Origin of the sequence: Methanobrevibacter thaueri, assembly GCF_015062915.1 — an archaeon.
Taxonomy (GTDB): domain Archaea; phylum Methanobacteriota; class Methanobacteria; order Methanobacteriales; family Methanobacteriaceae; genus Methanocatella; species Methanocatella thaueri_B.
In genome coordinates this window covers 6045-21578 of the sequence record NZ_SUTJ01000001.1, presented here as the reverse complement: position 1 = coordinate 21578, position 15534 = coordinate 6045, and the positions used below count along the sequence as shown (strand labels likewise).

The following is a 15534-nucleotide window of genomic DNA, read 5'->3' as shown; positions in this document are numbered from 1 at the left end:
ACTGCTCTTACCAAACTTTTTTTAATTATATATTAACATATTATTTGTAGTGATATTATGTTAAATTCATTATATGAGAAAGCCATCGCTAAAAGAGGATTTATCCAGAATATCGAATCCGATGCTGATATTGAATCCCAGCTTGAACACAAATGGTTCAACCGATTCATAGATGAAAGCAAGGATGATTTTTCCATTGCTGCCGGAGATGGAAGTTTCAACAAGAAGAAATTTCTCACCACCAATTTCTGTGCAGTTGGAGCGGAATCCATTATTTACGATGGTGAAATAAAAAAAATCGACGATTCGGACATATTCGACATATCACATGTGTCCTTTCTAGATGAACTGTTAAGTAATTACATGGCAATTTACGAATTGAAATGTGCATTGAGAGCCATCAAGGAATATAATGTTGATTATTACATGTTTGACGGTTCCATTTTAGGAGATTTGCAAAACGCATTTCCAAGAGGTGCTAAACTACCATCCAAAATCAAGGAAAACCTTGACGAGTCCACATTGAAGGAATTTGAAAGAAGACTGGCAAACAGGAAATACGGTTTGGTCTTTCCCGAAATCAGGGATTCCCTAAAGATGGTTGAATTGCCTAAAGACGAATTGAACAAGATTGAGGAGTACAATCTTCACCTTGCCTCCGTTGAAAAGATTATTCTCTTAAAGGAACTTCTGCAGTATAGAAAAAAGATCATTTCAATTTCAAAAACATCATCGGACAATGACTTGTTCCATTGGAACATTCCGGATATTGCATTCTTGGATAAGTTCACCAAAAAACAGGGAATGTCACTGATAAAGCATAAGTCAGTATATGATAAGGCTGCATTTCCATATTACAATGATTTTTTCAAGGGCATAACGTTTACAATATTTTATGTGCGTTTCCAAAACAACAGGAACGTATTGAAAGTGGAATTGCCATACAAGGCAACTAACGATGAAGTATTCGAATTGATTAAAAAGATTAACGCATTATCCGTTCAGGGTTATCCGTACCTTTTGAATAAGGCCCACAATGATGTGGTGATAACCGGCAGGAACATGAAGGAACTAATGAAAATAGCTAAGATTTATGAGACAACAAACAGGGAAGTGATGTCATGGTAGTTGGAATTTGTGTAGGGGAAACCTCATTAACAGAAGTCACATTCATCTCAGAGAAAATGCCTCAAGTCGGTGAATATGTGACAATGGAATATGATGGAAAGAAAGTTTTGGGAATGATAGAAAACCTTGTAAGGGGAAACGATGCATTAAACATTGACATCAATGACTTTAAGGCAATTCAGAAAATCTCCCAATTGGGTGCTGAAGACAACTACATCCGTGGAAAAGTGAAAATTCTCGGAGATGTCAACGACCATCTGAAACTTCCAAGAACCCCTGTACTTCCTGGAACAGAAATAAAGCTGGCCGACGGTGAAATCCTTGAGGAGATATTTAAGGTCAAAAATCCAATCAAACTGGGTTGTCTTGTAAACCAGAGTGATGTTGCCGTTAATGTGGATGCAAATCCTATACTTTCAAGACACCTTGCAATTCTTGCAATGACCGGTGCAGGTAAATCCAATACTGTATCAGTGCTTATTGACCAGTTGCTCGGGTATCATGTTCCAGTATTCATATTCGACATGCACGGAGAGTATAAGGATGCGGAATTCCCAAATGGTAATGTTAATGTAATCAGACCTAAAATCAATCCTCATTACATGACATTCTATGAAATCAAGAAGCTTGTAAACATTCCAAGCAACGGTTATATTCAGGAAAGGCACTTCAGAAGGGCATTCAAGAAAGCAAATGAAATGATTAGCAGCGGAGAAGCCTATACAAATAACTTCCTTCAGATAATATATGACATTCTTGAAAAGGATTCCCAAGTGGAAGGCTCAGATAAGCAGATAGTTGATGTGATGAACAAGATTGACGATTCAATGGACAGGTATTCCAACCTTTTCGACCCGAACGCAGGCAATATCCTGACAAACATCAAGAAATCTCATGCAAATGTCCTGGATTTAAGTCAGGTCGATGAATCCGTGGCAAGCGTTCTAGTGAGCCATATCCTGAGAAATTCTCTGCAGAGATCTAAAAATGCCGCTCACAGTGGAAACAAAAAGGAACTCCTGGACAATTCAGTGTTTTATATTCTTGAAGAGGCTCATATCCTTGCTCCAAACAAGCGTGACAGTGATTCCAAACGTTGGATTCAAAGGGTTGCAAGGGAAGGACGTAAGTTCGGTCTTGGATTATGCTTGGTAAGTCAGTCACCTAAGACTGTTGACCATGACGCATTGTCCCAGATGAACAACATGATCATTTTAAGACTGGTTGAGCCGGAAGACCAAAGACATGTCCAGTCAGCAAGCGAAAGCCTGTCACAGGACTTGATCAATCAATTGCCGTCATTGAACGTGGGTGAGGCTATTGTGCTTGGATTGATGACCAAGGTTCCTACCCTTGTCAAGATTGACAAGTTCCAAGGCCGCCAGCATGGTGATGATATGGACATCGTTTCACATTTCATAAATTCACAAAAGGAAGATGAAATTGAAACTGGTAGGCAGGAAGATGAACTTCTAGATATGGGATATGACTATTAATCCCATCATCTTTTCTTAACTTTTTTTTAAGTAGTTATTACATTGTAAAATCAATATTGATTAGTTTTCAAATGCTCTCTTGGCAAACTATTATATATAAAAGACAATAAACCATTACACATTAAATGCTTGGTTAAGTGTTTAAATTGGTTATATACAATAAATTAAAGAAGGTAATATAATGAAATTTGCACATTTAGCAGATACTCATTTAGGTTATCGCCAATACGGATTGTTTGAGCGAGAAAAGGACTTTTATGAAGTATTTGAAAAGGTTATTGATAAGATAATTGAGGAAAATGTAGATTTTGTGGTGCACAGTGGAGACTTATTCGAAACTGCCAGACCTTCACCTATGGCTTTACTGACTTTTCAAAAAGGACTGTTAAAGCTAAAAGGTGCGGGAATCCCTATGTATGCAATAGCAGGAAATCATGATGTTGTAATGCGTAAGGGGTCAATTCCTCCACAAGTGATATTTAAGAAAATGGGATTGAAGGTAATAAGCAACATCAACCCGACCTACATGCATGGGGACATCTTCATTGCAGGAATCCCATACTATCCGGCATCACATGGTAAGGCATTAAGAAGCAAGCTTGCAGAATTGTCAGAAAAGGCAACCCACCATGAAAAGTCAATTCTGCTTTTACACCAGGGAATAGACAAGTACTTCGGCTACAATTATGAACTGGAAATCGGAGAGATTCCTGACAACTTCAATTATTATGCATTGGGACATATCCACAAGTATGTCAACGATAAGTTCGGTAAGGGAAGACTCGTCTATCCGGGTTCAGGTGAAATCTGGAAATCATCTGAAATACCAGATTACAGGGAAAACGGCAAAGGATTTGTTGTAGTTGAAATGGATGGTCCTAAAACACTAGTCAAAAGGGTAAAAGTGGACATTCCAAGAGAATTCATTCAAAGAACCATTGACTACAACAATCTTGAAAGCGGCATAGCAGCAATAAAGGAAACCATCAAGGACTTTGACAAGTTACCTATTTTAAATTTGACCATTAACAATGTCGAATCAGACACCAGTGGTGTTTATGAGATAATCAATGAGGAATTGGGTGACTTGGCATTGATGATTAGGCCTAAATTCAACATGTTCGACATGGATGACCCTGATGTAATCATCGAGGAAAATCAGAAGGTAGGTCCAAAAGAGTTAATCGTCAAGCAACTGGAAGGATACGGAAACAGTGATGTCGATACATTGGCAACTGACCTTTATGACCTATTGTCCAAGGACAAGATTGATGAATCAAGTGAATTGATTAACCAATTCTATGATGAGCATTACGCCAATGTTAAGGAGGATACTGAATTCAAGACAGAAAAACCTGGAGAAGAACAACCTCCTCAAGAGGAAGAGAAGGACAAGCAAGTTACATTTAAGGAGGTTCTGGAATGATTTTCACAAGATTAAAATTAAACAATTTCAAATCACATGAACACACTGTCATCTCATTCAACAAGGGAATCAGTGTGATTGTTGGTGAAAATGGTGCTGGAAAATCTACAATACTTGAAGCCATAAGCTTTGCATTATTCAAGCAACACACAGGAAAAAGAATAGATGACTTGGTTAGAAACAATGCACAGACAATGTCTGTAGAGCTTGAATTCACTTCAAACAATAGACAATATAAGATTGTGCGTGAAAAGAAATCCAGTTTAAAATCTTCCATTTACAAGAAAACATCTCCTGAAAGCGGTTATGCGCACATATGTACTGGAGATAAGGAAGTGGCTACTGAAATTCGTCAGATTTTAGATATTGATTCTGATCTTTTCCTAAATGCAATCTACATCAGACAAGGTGAAATTGCTGAATTGGTTGACAAGACTCCTGCTGAGAAAAAACTAATGATCGGTAAATTATTAGGTCTTGATTCACTTGAGAAGGCTTGGAAAAATCTCTTGCCATTCATCAGCGATTATGAAAATCAGCTTGCTGAACTTAAGGGTAAACTTTATAATTCCGACAAATTACATGAAGACCATGACAAGAAGCTTTCAGAGTTAAACAGTTTAAAGGACAGGGGACATGAACTAGAAGAACAAATTGAGGAAGTCAACAGTCTTTTAAAGGAAATTTCCGAAAGCAAACGCAACATGGAACGTGAAAAGGAAATCTATGATCATCAAGTAGCCAACTTGGAAAATGAAGAGAAAACATTGATTAAACTTGAAGAGGACAAGCATCTTGTTCAGGACAATTTGGATAAAATAAGAAAAGCTGAAGAAGAAATTGAAAGGCTTGAGAAATTCGTTTCCAAATTGGACGTTTACCTTGACTTTGAAAAATCAGTGACCAGCATCCAAAAGCTTAAAATGGATGAAAAGGACATTGAAGATAAGTTGGATTCCATAGCTAATCAGAAAGAACTGGCTTCAGATAAAAAAGAAGGTTACAATAACTATTTAAGTTCTGATGAAGACATTAACAAGTTGAACAATCAAAAGAATAACTTTGAAAAAGAACTTGCCACCATGGCTAAGCTTGAAAATGATAAAAAAGACCTGTTGAAGAATATTGAGGATGAAAGAAACGACATTGAAAGTTTCTTCTCAAAATCCAAGGATAAGTTGGATGACAATGGACTTCACCAGGATATCCTTGCTGAAATCGATGACTTCAATCATCTTGAAGATGCAACCAATGATTTCATTGCTCAAACTTCATCCAAAATCAAGGATTTGGATGAGGAAATCATTTCCAAAAATGAGGATATTGTCGTTTATAAACAGAATATCAAGTCCTGCGAAAAGCCATTGGAGGAACTGGAGGATGTTGACAACAAATGTCCAGTATGTCAGTCAGACATCAGTTCATATAAGAAGAAGGAATTGATTAAGGATTACAATTCCCAGATTTCCGAAAATGAGAAATTGATTAGTGTAAATGAGGAAAATGTTCGTTTACTGACTAAAAACAAGAAAAGCTTTGAGGAAAAACTCGAGAAGCTTCAGGACCTTTCCAAGAAAATCATTGAGTATAAGCAGAAATTCAATCAATTGCAAAAGCAACTGGTTAAACTTAACAAGGTTGATGAGGACTTGGAAGGCAAGGAGTACATCAGCAACAAATTGGGTGAGATTATCCTAGTCATCGCCAATAAGAAAGCTGATCGTGAAAGATTCAAGGAAGATTATGATGCATACAATCAGGCTAAAGGTGCATTGGATGTTTTAGGCAGTGAAACTGAAGCCCAATACAAGTTGAAACAAGTCAAAAACGAAATCGACAATCATGTTACTAATATCAAATTGGCTATTGATCAAGACCCTCATTTAAGCAGTGACATTAGTGCAGAAGAGCTTAAAGACCGTATTGAAGATTTAAAACAGAAAAATGAGGAATACAATCAGCTCAAAGGATTTGTTCAAAACAAGCCATCTTACTTGACTCAACTTGATTCCATCAAGGAAGACATTGGCGTTTCAATAAATCAAATTGACATTACCAAAAACAAGATTGAGGCTTCCAAGTATGATAAGGACAGATATGACCAAATCATATACAGTTCTGAATTGTATGAAAGGAGACATTCCATATTTAACAATGAGCTTTCCGAAATCAAGGGTAGGGCTCGTGAGTCCATTGCTGTTTTAAAAGATTTAAAGGAAAAAATTGCAGTTGCGGATAAGTTTAATCAACAATACAATGACATATCCGATTATATTAACCTGCTCACTCATATCAGGAACCTGTATGGTAAAAATGGAATTCAAAGGGATTTAAGAAACATTTCAAGGCCTTTAATCCAGAAACATACCAAGGAATTCTTCAATGAGTTCAATTTCAACTATTCAGACTTGACTATTGATGATGATTATGAAGTGACTGTATATGGTCCTGAGGGAGAGTCATCAATGAGCATGGTCAGTGGTGGTGAAAAAATAGCAATTGCACTTGCCTTAAGGTTAGGTATTACACAAGCAATGGCAAATGGTGAATTGGACACTATCCTATTGGATGAACCTACAATACACTTGGATTCATCCAGGAAGCATGAGTTGATTAATCTGTTAAAAGAAATGTCATCATTGCCTCAAATGATTATTGTAACTCATGAGGCTCAACTTGAAAACGCTGCAGATAATCTAATAAAAGTTGAAAAAGAAAACGGTATTTCAAGAGTAATAATGTAGACTACATTATTACCAACTTATTTTTTTTTTACATAGTTTCAGGTGCATCTTTAATTGAATCAATGATGCAGTTTGCATTCCAGCCTACAATTGTTGCTGCTTTTTCTTCCAATACTTCAGGAACCTCTTCAACGCCCATTGGTCTTACAAGCACTAGTGGTATGTCATACTTGTCGGCTGCAGTTAACAGGTGTTCGAATAATTCCTTATTGTCATTGTATAGGCCTGCCAGTAAAATGATCCTATCCACTTTGGAGTAGAATGTTTCTCCGGCATGTTCATATGAGCCTGAAATGGATTCTTTCCATAAGAAATCGACTTTAGAGTATAGTTTTTCTGTAAATTGGGCATATTCGTTATTTTTGTCAATACCATTTGTAATAATTAAATTGTAAATCTTGTCATCTCTTTCATCTTCAAACATGTGAAACACCTTGTTTTTAGTATTGTCTTAATCTAGTATAAAAATATTTATTAATTCTAAAAATGTAAGTTAATTATAGAAATTATTTTTAAGGAATTATTTTTTATGAGAGCTGCAGTAATCGGTTTAGGTGTAGAAGGTAAAAAAGCCGTAAACTCCCTTTTAAGACATGGTTGGGATGTTTACGCTACTGATTTGAATATTAATGTTGATTTGGATGGCTTGGAATTGCCTAATTTGTCAATGAATATGATTGAAGATACTCAAACAGTTTCCATTGTGGGAGATAATATAACTGTTGATTTGGGTTTTTCCAATTCATACGCCATTGAAGAATGTGATGCAATTGCAATTAGTCCTAGCATGTTCGGTGGGGCTTTTGCTGAACGTCTGCTTGAAAAAAATGAGCTTTTAAGCAATGTCGTATCCAAACACAAGGACCTTTTCACAATAGGAATTACTGGAACCAATGGAAAAACAACCACTGTCCATATGCTTAAAAGCATTCTTGAAAGTGCAGGACGCAAGGTTCTTGTCGGAGGCAATGGTGGTGGAGGATTTTCAGGTTATTACGATTTGATTCTTGAGGCAAACGAAGGAGATTATGATATCCTATTGGTTGAAGTCTGTGACATGACTCTTGATTTTGCAAATTACTGCTTTGATTTTGACATGGTGGGCCTTACAAACATAGGAAATGACCATATGGATGTTCACAAGACCATAGCTAATTATAAGGACTCATTGGTCAGGTTTTTCGCTGGAAAAACAATATTCACCGCTTTCAATCAGGACTTTAACAGTGACTTTAAGGATTCTGCAAGCAAGGCGATTCCATATTTTGAATATCAGGATGAATTGCAGCTTTTCGGTAAATTCAATCTGCTCAATGCGGGACTTGCAACTGCCATAGCAAGGGAACTTAAGATTTCAAAGGATTTAATCAGAGAAACTTTGGCTGATTTCAAGGCAGTTCAAGGTCGTTTGGATGTTTATAAGATCAATGATGCTGATGTTTATGTTGGAAAAACAGATAATTCCGATGCCTTGGCATCTATATTGGCTGAAAAGAACTTCTATGCATTGTTTATCGGAACACCACGTCACAATGAAGTGCATAGGCTTGACATTCTTGACGTTGCAGTCAACTACAATCCGGAAGTCATTGTGCTGTTTCCGGGCCTTGATGACACTCTTGACCTTGCAATTTACAGGCTCAATTCACTGGGTTATATGGGTAACATCATAACCGTAAACACCCTTGACCAGATCATCGAGTTGGTGGCAGAGTATTCCCATGAAGATGCAATATTGATAGGCGGTAATGGTCAGGAAACCATTATTGAAATTCAAGAGAGAATTAAGCTAATTTCTGAAAAATTATAAAAAATTAATAATGTTTTTATAGTACTTTAAATATAGTATAATATTATTATTTAGTTAGGTGTTTTAATGAGCAGTGGTTGGAGAAAAATTTCTATAGTAATTTTAGTAGCAGTATTATGTTTATGCGCATTTTTTGCTGTAATTTCCGCAAGCACCACTTCATACACTGCACAATCAGTAGTTGAGGATTATAATATTCCTGTTGGCCAATCCATGTTTGAAAATCAATCCATTGTGGGAACTAGTGAAAACATTGAAGTTCCTATTGTTTCAAATTTAGGATTCTTGTCACATCAGCTTTTAGCATTGGACATTCAGGGAATATTGAGAAGTGCTTCTACTGGTATTGTTCCGTTTGATTTCAGTACTGTGGCCAGTAGTGGTATTGATTCCTATGGAAATGTAGTGGATATTGAAGGTCCAGGTTTTTTAACCTATGAAGGCGATAAATTAGCAGTAAAAGCGCCGGATAATTATGTATGGGGTTACAGTGCTCCTTACAAATGGTTGGTAAAAACTGAAAGCGGTGTTGACGTAATGGAAAACGGTACTAAAATCAAGTCTGTACCTGTTGAGGAAATAAAGAATTTGGATTATCATAATGATTATTATAACGCATCCACAATTGCAAGCTGGTATAATTATGATGCACAAGTTGGATCTACATTCGCACTGGAAAAAGGTATGGTAGGATTTTCAGATGGAAGAAACAATATTTCATCAGATGATGTTCCGAAAATATTTGGTCAAGATGTAGTGGACTATGCAGCAGAATACCCAACAGGTTCTCCAATTTTACTATACTCTGGAAATTACACCGAAGAGGCTGGTGAAGCATACGGTACTTCATTAGGTTCCCACCCTGAATATGGAGATTCCATCAGGGAAATCAATGCCAGACAATTTGTTGAAGCATGGAATGGAACTGTTATCCCACCTAATTCAACAGGCAGTGGAAAAGACTATGTATACTTTGAATCTGCATCCGATGCTTCTGCTCCAGGTGGAAGTGCCGCACACGGTGTATGTCCATCTGCAAGGGCACTAAGGGCAGCTGTTACATCAGAAGGATTTGATTTGCCAACAGGTATGACATGGGATGAGGATGCTGTGCTCTTTGGTTACAACCCTGCAAGGGACATTACAGTTCACAATGATTACGACTATCCTGTTCAAATCAAAATGTGGACTGAAGGTGAAGGAACTGGAATGGGCATTTATGCTCAAGTTGTAAGATATATTCCAAATTAGTGAATATATCCTCTTTTTTTTATTTTTATGTCTATTTCAACAGTAATAACTGCCGCCGGAAAGAATTCCCGAATGAGGAAAGACCAGATTTCCCGTGGCATAGAAGTGACAAACAAACTGATTTTACCGTTCAAGGATAAGACTGTCATAGAGACAACCATTGACAATGCATTATCCTCAAATATTGATGAATGCATTGTGGTACTTGGACATTATGCTAGTGAAATAAGAGAAGCTATTTTTGATAATTATAAAGATGAAGTCATTTTCATTGAAAACGATCCTGTTGATGTAGGTTTATCAACATCACTTTACCATGGTCTTTCAAACATCGGCTCCGAGTTTGCATTATGCATAACTGCCGACCAGCCGACAGTGACAACAGAGACATTTAATGAAATGATTGAGGTTAGTCAGAGTTCTGATGATCCGTATCATACAATATCCATTTTAAGAAGAAGAAAAACAGGATGGCTGGATACTGCTGAAGGTCTTGGAATGCCATTTGTGGCGCCAAGGGAAAACCTGATGAGATATCTGGAAAATGAGGATGATAACTTAAATCCTATTCTTAGAAAAATATTTGATGATGGATATGCTTTTTATGGAATAAAAGAAAAAAATGAAAAAGAGTTATTGAATATTAATCATTATGATGATTATATTAAACTCTTAGACTGAATCAAGTCCTGAAAAGACTTCCTCGATTTTAGCTTTGCTAATACCTACAATCATCTCATTGTCATGGATGTCAGCATAACTTCTTGAACCGCTACAGCCTAATGTGAAATTGATTCCTTCTGAAATGTATGGGTTTGCAAATGCATCACCACATAATGATTGAATTCCTGCAAATGAAGGAGTGACCTTTTCACCGGTCTTGTAAACGATACTTTGAGCAAGTTTCATTCCGCCAACAGGTTCGGTAATGACTTGAATAACATCTGCTTCAAAGTCTGCCTCATCTAAAGGAGCATAAACAATTCCCCAGTGGATGTCCTTGACGATTGAAAGGTCTGCAGTAAGTTTTTTTGCGGTTTCCAAGTCTTGGAATCTGCCTAATGAGAAGTATTTTTCACCGTTTGCAAGTTTTTCAGGCATTTCTCTAAGTCCGATTGCACCTGCTCCACCTAAACATAACTGTTCGTCTATTGTGGAGTAGAATTTATTACCTAATGATGCTTTTCTAACCATTTCACAGTGTCTGATTTTTTCATCGATTAAATCATAGCCTTCCGGAAGGTCAGCTTCTGTTTTGATTAGTTTTATTGCAACAGGTTTTGCATCAAGGTCGATTTTGCTTTCAATCTTTTCACAGTATTTTTTGTTTGTCTCTAAATTAGTCATTTTAATCCCCTTAAATATTAATTTAGTATTAAGGAATTTTAATATCTTTTGTTTTAACACTGTTATTTTTACAGAAAGTCCTGAAATCGCAAGCACTGCATGTTCTCTCATCAGAATCCGCTTTCCATGCCTCCTGAATCTTGCAACCGTTCATCTCCTTGATTAGTGAACTTTCAATATTCTCCACAACACTGTCAAACATCAGCAATGCATTGTCCTGTTCTGATTCATCAACATTAATGATTCTTATTGACCGGGATATTTTAAACTCATCGCTGAGGTTCGGTGCCTTATCGTCCTCTTCCCAGTTTTCAATCAACTTGACGTCATTTTCAAATTCGTTTCCAACATCTGTCAAATCGTCTTTGAGCTCTTCCTTAATCAGGACCAAGTCCTCTTTTGATGGGACAAGCTCATTCAAGTAGAATATGATTCCGGCCACAATAGGCTTTGAATCCTCCTGCTTGGACCTGAGCCATGAATAGGTTAAGATTTGTTGCTTGTGTGTTTCCCACTTGTCCTCCACTTTAGGATCACTCACAACTGTAGGTGGCCTTTTCATTCCTTTATAATCGATTATGATTTCGTAATCTTCCCCATCCTGCTCCATAATCTGTTTTTTGAAGTTAGGATCTTTTTTGAGAAACTCAATAATCAGGTTGTCATAATTGTCAAGATTGCTCTGCTCCAAGTCATTAATCTTCATTGAAGTCAAAACATCCACAACACCATTGATTCCATAATAGTTGGAACGGCTCTTATGCTCATCATAGTTTGGCATTGGCCTAACACCTTTGATTAAGTGCTCGGATGAATCAATCAGTGGGAACAGGTGTCTTCCCCAAATGTTGATTGCCTTTTCAGCCCTTGCGCTGGCCAGTTTCTTATGGTCATGCTCATTCAGGTATTCAACTTCCGGATGATTGGACATACTGAAGAAAAGATCCTCATCATAAGGATACAGTCCTCTAGTCTGAAGTCTCAAGTCAATTTGCTCCTCGATTGGGCGAATGTCATCCAGCCAATCCCATGGAAACGCTGTTTTCTTGTAATCCCATTCCAGGTATGCCTCTTCCATCACTCCGTGGATGAATTCACCGAACCATCTCTGAACGGGCTTTGATGGAGGCAGTGTCCCCTTGTTCTGGTACCTGTATTGCAGGTTGCATGTTAAAAATGAAAGCAAATCTCCAGTTAGGCTGTACTCTGGAATTATATAAGGTCTTGATTTTGACGGTAATTTCATAGAATCAACTCCTAAATTAGATAAATCTCCTTAAATCCAACATAATTCTCATCTCTGCTCCATCCAAGAGCAATATTCGGTATATTGAAATGGTCATTTCTTTTGGTATATCCTTCAATGGCCGGATAAAGTCCAACCAGCAGCAAAACGCTTTCGGCCCTTGAAAATGCCACAAAATACAATCTGGTCAAGTCATCAAATGACCTGTCCTTCTCACTTCTTTCACTTAATCCCAAGGAACTGTGACGCCTTATGCTATCCTCAATGGTTAGCTTGTCCTCAAGGGTTTTCGGAAATCTCAAACGCTGGTTTCTAATGTCATTGGTTTTGAACTTTGAACCCACATCAACAATAACCAATGGGAATTCCAATCCCTTAGACTGGTGAATTGACAACACGTTAATCCTGTCGTCAGGCAAAGTCTCAAGCAATGACTCATCTATTTTCACTCCACCTGTTGATAATGGTATGAAAATGTTCCAGATGGCTTCAAGAACGGATTCTGCTTCCTGCTTTTTATTGTAGAATGAAATTGTTGAATGGTATTCATTGAAAAATCCTGTTTGTGTGATTGATTTGGTAATCGCTTCAAGGTATACGATTCCCTCAACATCCTCCTGCAAGTCCTCTATCCATGTTGTCAATTTATATGCAAGTTCCATTAAACTGGCTCTTTTAGGCCATTCGTCATGTCCCCTTGGCCTTCTGAGCTGCCAATAGGTTACAAACTCGCTTAATGTAACAGGCTTGTGGGGTTCAGGGTTCATCTTCATATAATCCTTTGCCTTGAGCCTCCACCGGTTCATGTTTCTTATGGCCAGTTTAGGTATTGTCTTGTCTGACTTTTGGAAAATGGCCTCAGGATCTATGCATTCAAGCATCAATCCGCAGAACACTCCAACCATATCGATTTCCTGAAGGTCAATTCCTCTTGGATTGAACATTTCAATAGGGTTCTTAAGCCTTTTAAGGTGCTTTCTAAGCATAAAGAGAAATGAATTGTTTCCATGGGGAACTTCCTTAGGTGAAAATGACAATATCGCAATGTCAGATGCTGACCCGTATTCCCCATCCAGTTTGAGCTTTATGCTTTCAACCTCTTTTCCAGCCTTGACGTTTTCAGTTTTGATTTTCTGGAATTGGGCAATGTCAATGTTACCGTTCATCTTTTTATAGTATTCCTCATCCAGTACCCTTAAGACTTTCAGCTCACACTCGCCTTTATTCACCAGCTTGTTAATCAGCACTGACAGGTCTTTGGCAAGCATTTGAGGATTGTTCCTGAACAATCCTAAAACTGGCATCTTGTCCTTTTCAAAGTCAGGAGCAATAATCTTAGGTTTGTTTGCCACTCTTGCATTTTGATATTCCTGATCAAGCTCCGCAAAGCGGTTGCAGTGTTCAATGATGTTTTCGGTTGAACGATAATTTGTCTGCAGGTTAATCTCTTCAATGTCAATGCCCAGCCTTTCCTTAACACGTTCAGGGTAATGTGTGAACAAGTCAACTGTGGCTCCCCTGAAACGGTACAGTGACTGGTCGTCGTCACCTACGACAGTGATGCTTCCCTCATTTTCCAGTGCAGCCTCAGCGATTGTGAAGTAGATGTCCTCCTGAATAAGATTTGTGTCCTGATACTCGTCGATTAGGACAATTCTTATTTCATCAAGAAATTCCCTTAACTGTCCGTCTTTTAGCTTATTCAGGAATAGTGATTCGAGCATTGCAAAGTCTATTGTGTTTCTGTCCTCCAATGTGGCCTCATATTCCATGATGCAATCAAGGGCAATTCTCTCACCGCTTCCCTCGGGAGTCTGTTTATATAATTTGTCAATGTCAATCTGGTCGTAGAATAATCTGTTCTTGATGTTCATCAATATTTCACTTAATTTTGATGGTTCCTCAAGTTTGGAGTTTCCGCTCAACTCCTTCAGGTATTCCACCAGTTTCTTGTTGAGATATTTTTCATCTTCAATAAGTATTCTCATCATTGCGGAATTTGCAACGAAATCTTCAATAACAATGGCTTGGTTTTCACCTGGTTTTTTAAAGTCTCTGAGTAATTCTTCAGCAACGCTATCTGTTGTTCCAATTTTGATTTGATTGAAATCAACTCTGTCAATTTTCAATATGCTGTCAAAGTCATCCACATTGTCCAATAGGTGATTTTTTATTTCATCTCCCCATCCTAAGATACGTGAGTACAACTCTTCAGCGGCTTTTCTTGTGAATGTTGTTGCAAGTATCTCGCTTGGGTTGACGTCATCTACAAAAATGTACTTTAATATTTTAAGAACCATAACGGTTGTCTTTCCGGAACCTGGTCCTGCTACGATAAAAAGGGACTTATTACTTGGTGACAGTATTGCTTTTTTCTGATTTTCATTTGAAGAAATATCTCTTTTTAAAATATTTACAACGATATTTTCGAATTCTTCATAGGTAATCATATTTTCCCTCATTTTTTAATATAATTTAATGTTTGTAACTAACTTATTTAAATAATGATTGAGAGAGCATTTGGATACTAATATTACTTTTCATTTGCTCTCTCACTTAATTTAAATAAGATTGTCATTAAAACATTAATCAATTGATGTTGAACTTGTAAAATGATTTAGGCATACCAAATATATATAGTAAAAAATACAAAAATATGATTGGGAAGAAACTTATTTCTTCCATAATATGCATAAGTTGGAACCATCTTCGGTTCCGGCTTACTATTTTTTACATGGGTTATTTTAAATATTATTCGGTTTAACATATTATTATTAATTTTATTTTAGCTGGTACCATGGAAGATGTTAAAAATATTGATATGTTTAAAAATGACGTGAGGTATAGGGAAAATATAGCGCATATAGAAACCATACCTGCCAAAAAAGCCAGTTTTAAAAAAGTTGAGAATTTAAACGAGAGAATAATTGATTATCTTGACTCAAAGGATGTTAAATTATACCAGCACCAGGCAGAAACATACGAGGCAATTAAAGACGGCGAGCATGTCATAATAACAACCCCAACAGCATCCGGAAAGACTTTGGCTTTTAACCTTCCGATAATGGAGACAATGATAGAGGATG

At 37.2% G+C, this 15534-nt stretch carries 12 protein-coding genes; 8 read left to right on the top strand and 4 right to left on the bottom strand.

Going from position 1 to position 15534, the window contains the following annotated elements:
* The first annotated feature begins 57 nt into the window (after positions 1-57).
* The 4 genes from E7Z78_RS00095 (at position 58) to E7Z78_RS00080 (ending at position 6794) form a co-directional block, all read left to right on the top strand.
* Positions 58-1128, top strand: coding sequence for a DNA double-strand break repair nuclease NurA (locus E7Z78_RS00095; RefSeq protein ID WP_303723152.1), 1071 nt, complete (start codon positions 58-60; stop codon positions 1126-1128).
* The gene (locus E7Z78_RS00090) at positions 1122-2624 is read left to right on the top strand and encodes an ATP-binding protein (protein ID WP_303723151.1); all 1503 of its coding nucleotides are present in this window, start codon (positions 1122-1124) and stop codon (positions 2622-2624) included. Before E7Z78_RS00095 ends, E7Z78_RS00090 begins: the two co-directional genes overlap by 7 nt.
* Before the next feature lie 181 nt (positions 2625-2805).
* The gene (locus E7Z78_RS00085; RefSeq protein WP_303723150.1) at positions 2806-4050 is read left to right on the top strand and encodes a DNA repair exonuclease; all 1245 of its coding nucleotides are present in this window, start codon (positions 2806-2808) and stop codon (positions 4048-4050) included.
* Complete coding sequence (locus tag E7Z78_RS00080) at positions 4047-6794, top strand: SMC family ATPase (RefSeq protein ID WP_303723149.1); 2748 nt, start codon at positions 4047-4049, stop codon at positions 6792-6794. Before E7Z78_RS00085 ends, E7Z78_RS00080 begins: the two co-directional genes overlap by 4 nt.
* A 28-nt stretch (positions 6795-6822) precedes the next feature.
* Here E7Z78_RS00080 and E7Z78_RS00075 read toward each other — a convergent pair whose 3' ends face one another.
* Positions 6823-7218 (bottom strand): nuclease, encoded by a 396-nt coding sequence (locus E7Z78_RS00075; RefSeq protein ID WP_303723148.1) that lies wholly within the window; start codon positions 7216-7218, stop codon positions 6823-6825.
* Positions 7219-7323: 105 nt separating this feature from the next.
* Here E7Z78_RS00075 and E7Z78_RS00070 point away from each other — a divergent pair, with 105 nt between their 5' ends.
* From E7Z78_RS00070 to E7Z78_RS00060, 3 genes are all read left to right on the top strand, one after another.
* A complete protein-coding gene (locus E7Z78_RS00070; RefSeq protein ID WP_303723147.1) occupies positions 7324-8604 on the top strand; it encodes a Mur ligase family protein in 1281 nt (426 codons plus the stop codon).
* A gap of 66 nt (positions 8605-8670) precedes the next feature.
* Complete coding sequence (locus tag E7Z78_RS00065; RefSeq protein WP_303723146.1) at positions 8671-9855, top strand: hypothetical protein; 1185 nt, start codon at positions 8671-8673, stop codon at positions 9853-9855.
* 27 nt (positions 9856-9882) lie between these two features.
* Positions 9883-10536, top strand: a complete 654-nt coding sequence (locus tag E7Z78_RS00060) for an NTP transferase domain-containing protein (RefSeq protein ID WP_303723145.1) — start codon at positions 9883-9885, stop codon at positions 10534-10536.
* Here the strand turns inward: E7Z78_RS00060 and E7Z78_RS00055 are convergent.
* From E7Z78_RS00055 to E7Z78_RS00045, 3 genes are read right to left on the bottom strand one after another with little or no spacing between them, the layout of a single operon-like run.
* The gene (locus tag E7Z78_RS00055; protein ID WP_303723144.1) at positions 10528-11202 is read right to left on the bottom strand and encodes a DUF169 domain-containing protein; all 675 of its coding nucleotides are present in this window, start codon (positions 11200-11202) and stop codon (positions 10528-10530) included. The genes E7Z78_RS00060 and E7Z78_RS00055 overlap by 9 nt on opposite strands.
* A gap of 28 nt (positions 11203-11230) precedes the next feature.
* Complete coding sequence (locus tag E7Z78_RS00050) at positions 11231-12448, bottom strand: PD-(D/E)XK nuclease family protein (protein ID WP_303723143.1); 1218 nt, start codon at positions 12446-12448, stop codon at positions 11231-11233.
* 11 nt (positions 12449-12459) lie between these two features.
* Entirely contained in the window at positions 12460-14898 is a 2439-nt protein-coding gene (locus E7Z78_RS00045; RefSeq protein WP_303723142.1) for a DEAD/DEAH box helicase, read from the bottom strand.
* A 347-nt stretch (positions 14899-15245) separates the two neighbouring features.
* Between E7Z78_RS00045 and E7Z78_RS00040 the strand changes: the two genes are divergently transcribed.
* A partial coding sequence (locus E7Z78_RS00040; RefSeq protein WP_303723141.1) for a DEAD/DEAH box helicase occupies positions 15246-15534 on the top strand: 289 nt, incomplete at its 3' end.

What these genes read in the sequence shown, in the direction of transcription:
- E7Z78_RS00045 (WP_303723142.1), bottom strand. Translation starts at nt 14,898, where the DNA reads ATGATTACCTATGAAGAATTCGAAAATATCGTTGTAAATATTTTAAAA.
- E7Z78_RS00055 (WP_303723144.1), bottom strand. Translation starts at nt 11,202, where the DNA reads ATGACTAATTTAGAGACAAACAAAAAATACTGTGAAAAGATTGAAAGC.
- E7Z78_RS00050 (WP_303723143.1), bottom strand. Translation starts at nt 12,448, where the DNA reads ATGAAATTACCGTCAAAATCAAGACCTTATATAATTCCAGAGTACAGC.
- E7Z78_RS00065 (WP_303723146.1), top strand. Translation starts at nt 8,671, where the DNA reads ATGAGCAGTGGTTGGAGAAAAATTTCTATAGTAATTTTAGTAGCAGTA.
- E7Z78_RS00070 (WP_303723147.1), top strand. Translation starts at nt 7,324, where the DNA reads ATGAGAGCTGCAGTAATCGGTTTAGGTGTAGAAGGTAAAAAAGCCGTA.
- E7Z78_RS00080 (WP_303723149.1), top strand. Translation starts at nt 4,047, where the DNA reads ATGATTTTCACAAGATTAAAATTAAACAATTTCAAATCACATGAACAC.
- E7Z78_RS00085 (WP_303723150.1), top strand. Translation starts at nt 2,806, where the DNA reads ATGAAATTTGCACATTTAGCAGATACTCATTTAGGTTATCGCCAATAC.
- E7Z78_RS00095 (WP_303723152.1), top strand. Translation starts at nt 58, where the DNA reads ATGTTAAATTCATTATATGAGAAAGCCATCGCTAAAAGAGGATTTATC.
- E7Z78_RS00075 (WP_303723148.1), bottom strand. Translation starts at nt 7,218, where the DNA reads ATGTTTGAAGATGAAAGAGATGACAAGATTTACAATTTAATTATTACA.
- E7Z78_RS00090 (WP_303723151.1), top strand. Translation starts at nt 1,122, where the DNA reads ATGGTAGTTGGAATTTGTGTAGGGGAAACCTCATTAACAGAAGTCACA.
- E7Z78_RS00060 (WP_303723145.1), top strand. Translation starts at nt 9,883, where the DNA reads ATGTCTATTTCAACAGTAATAACTGCCGCCGGAAAGAATTCCCGAATG.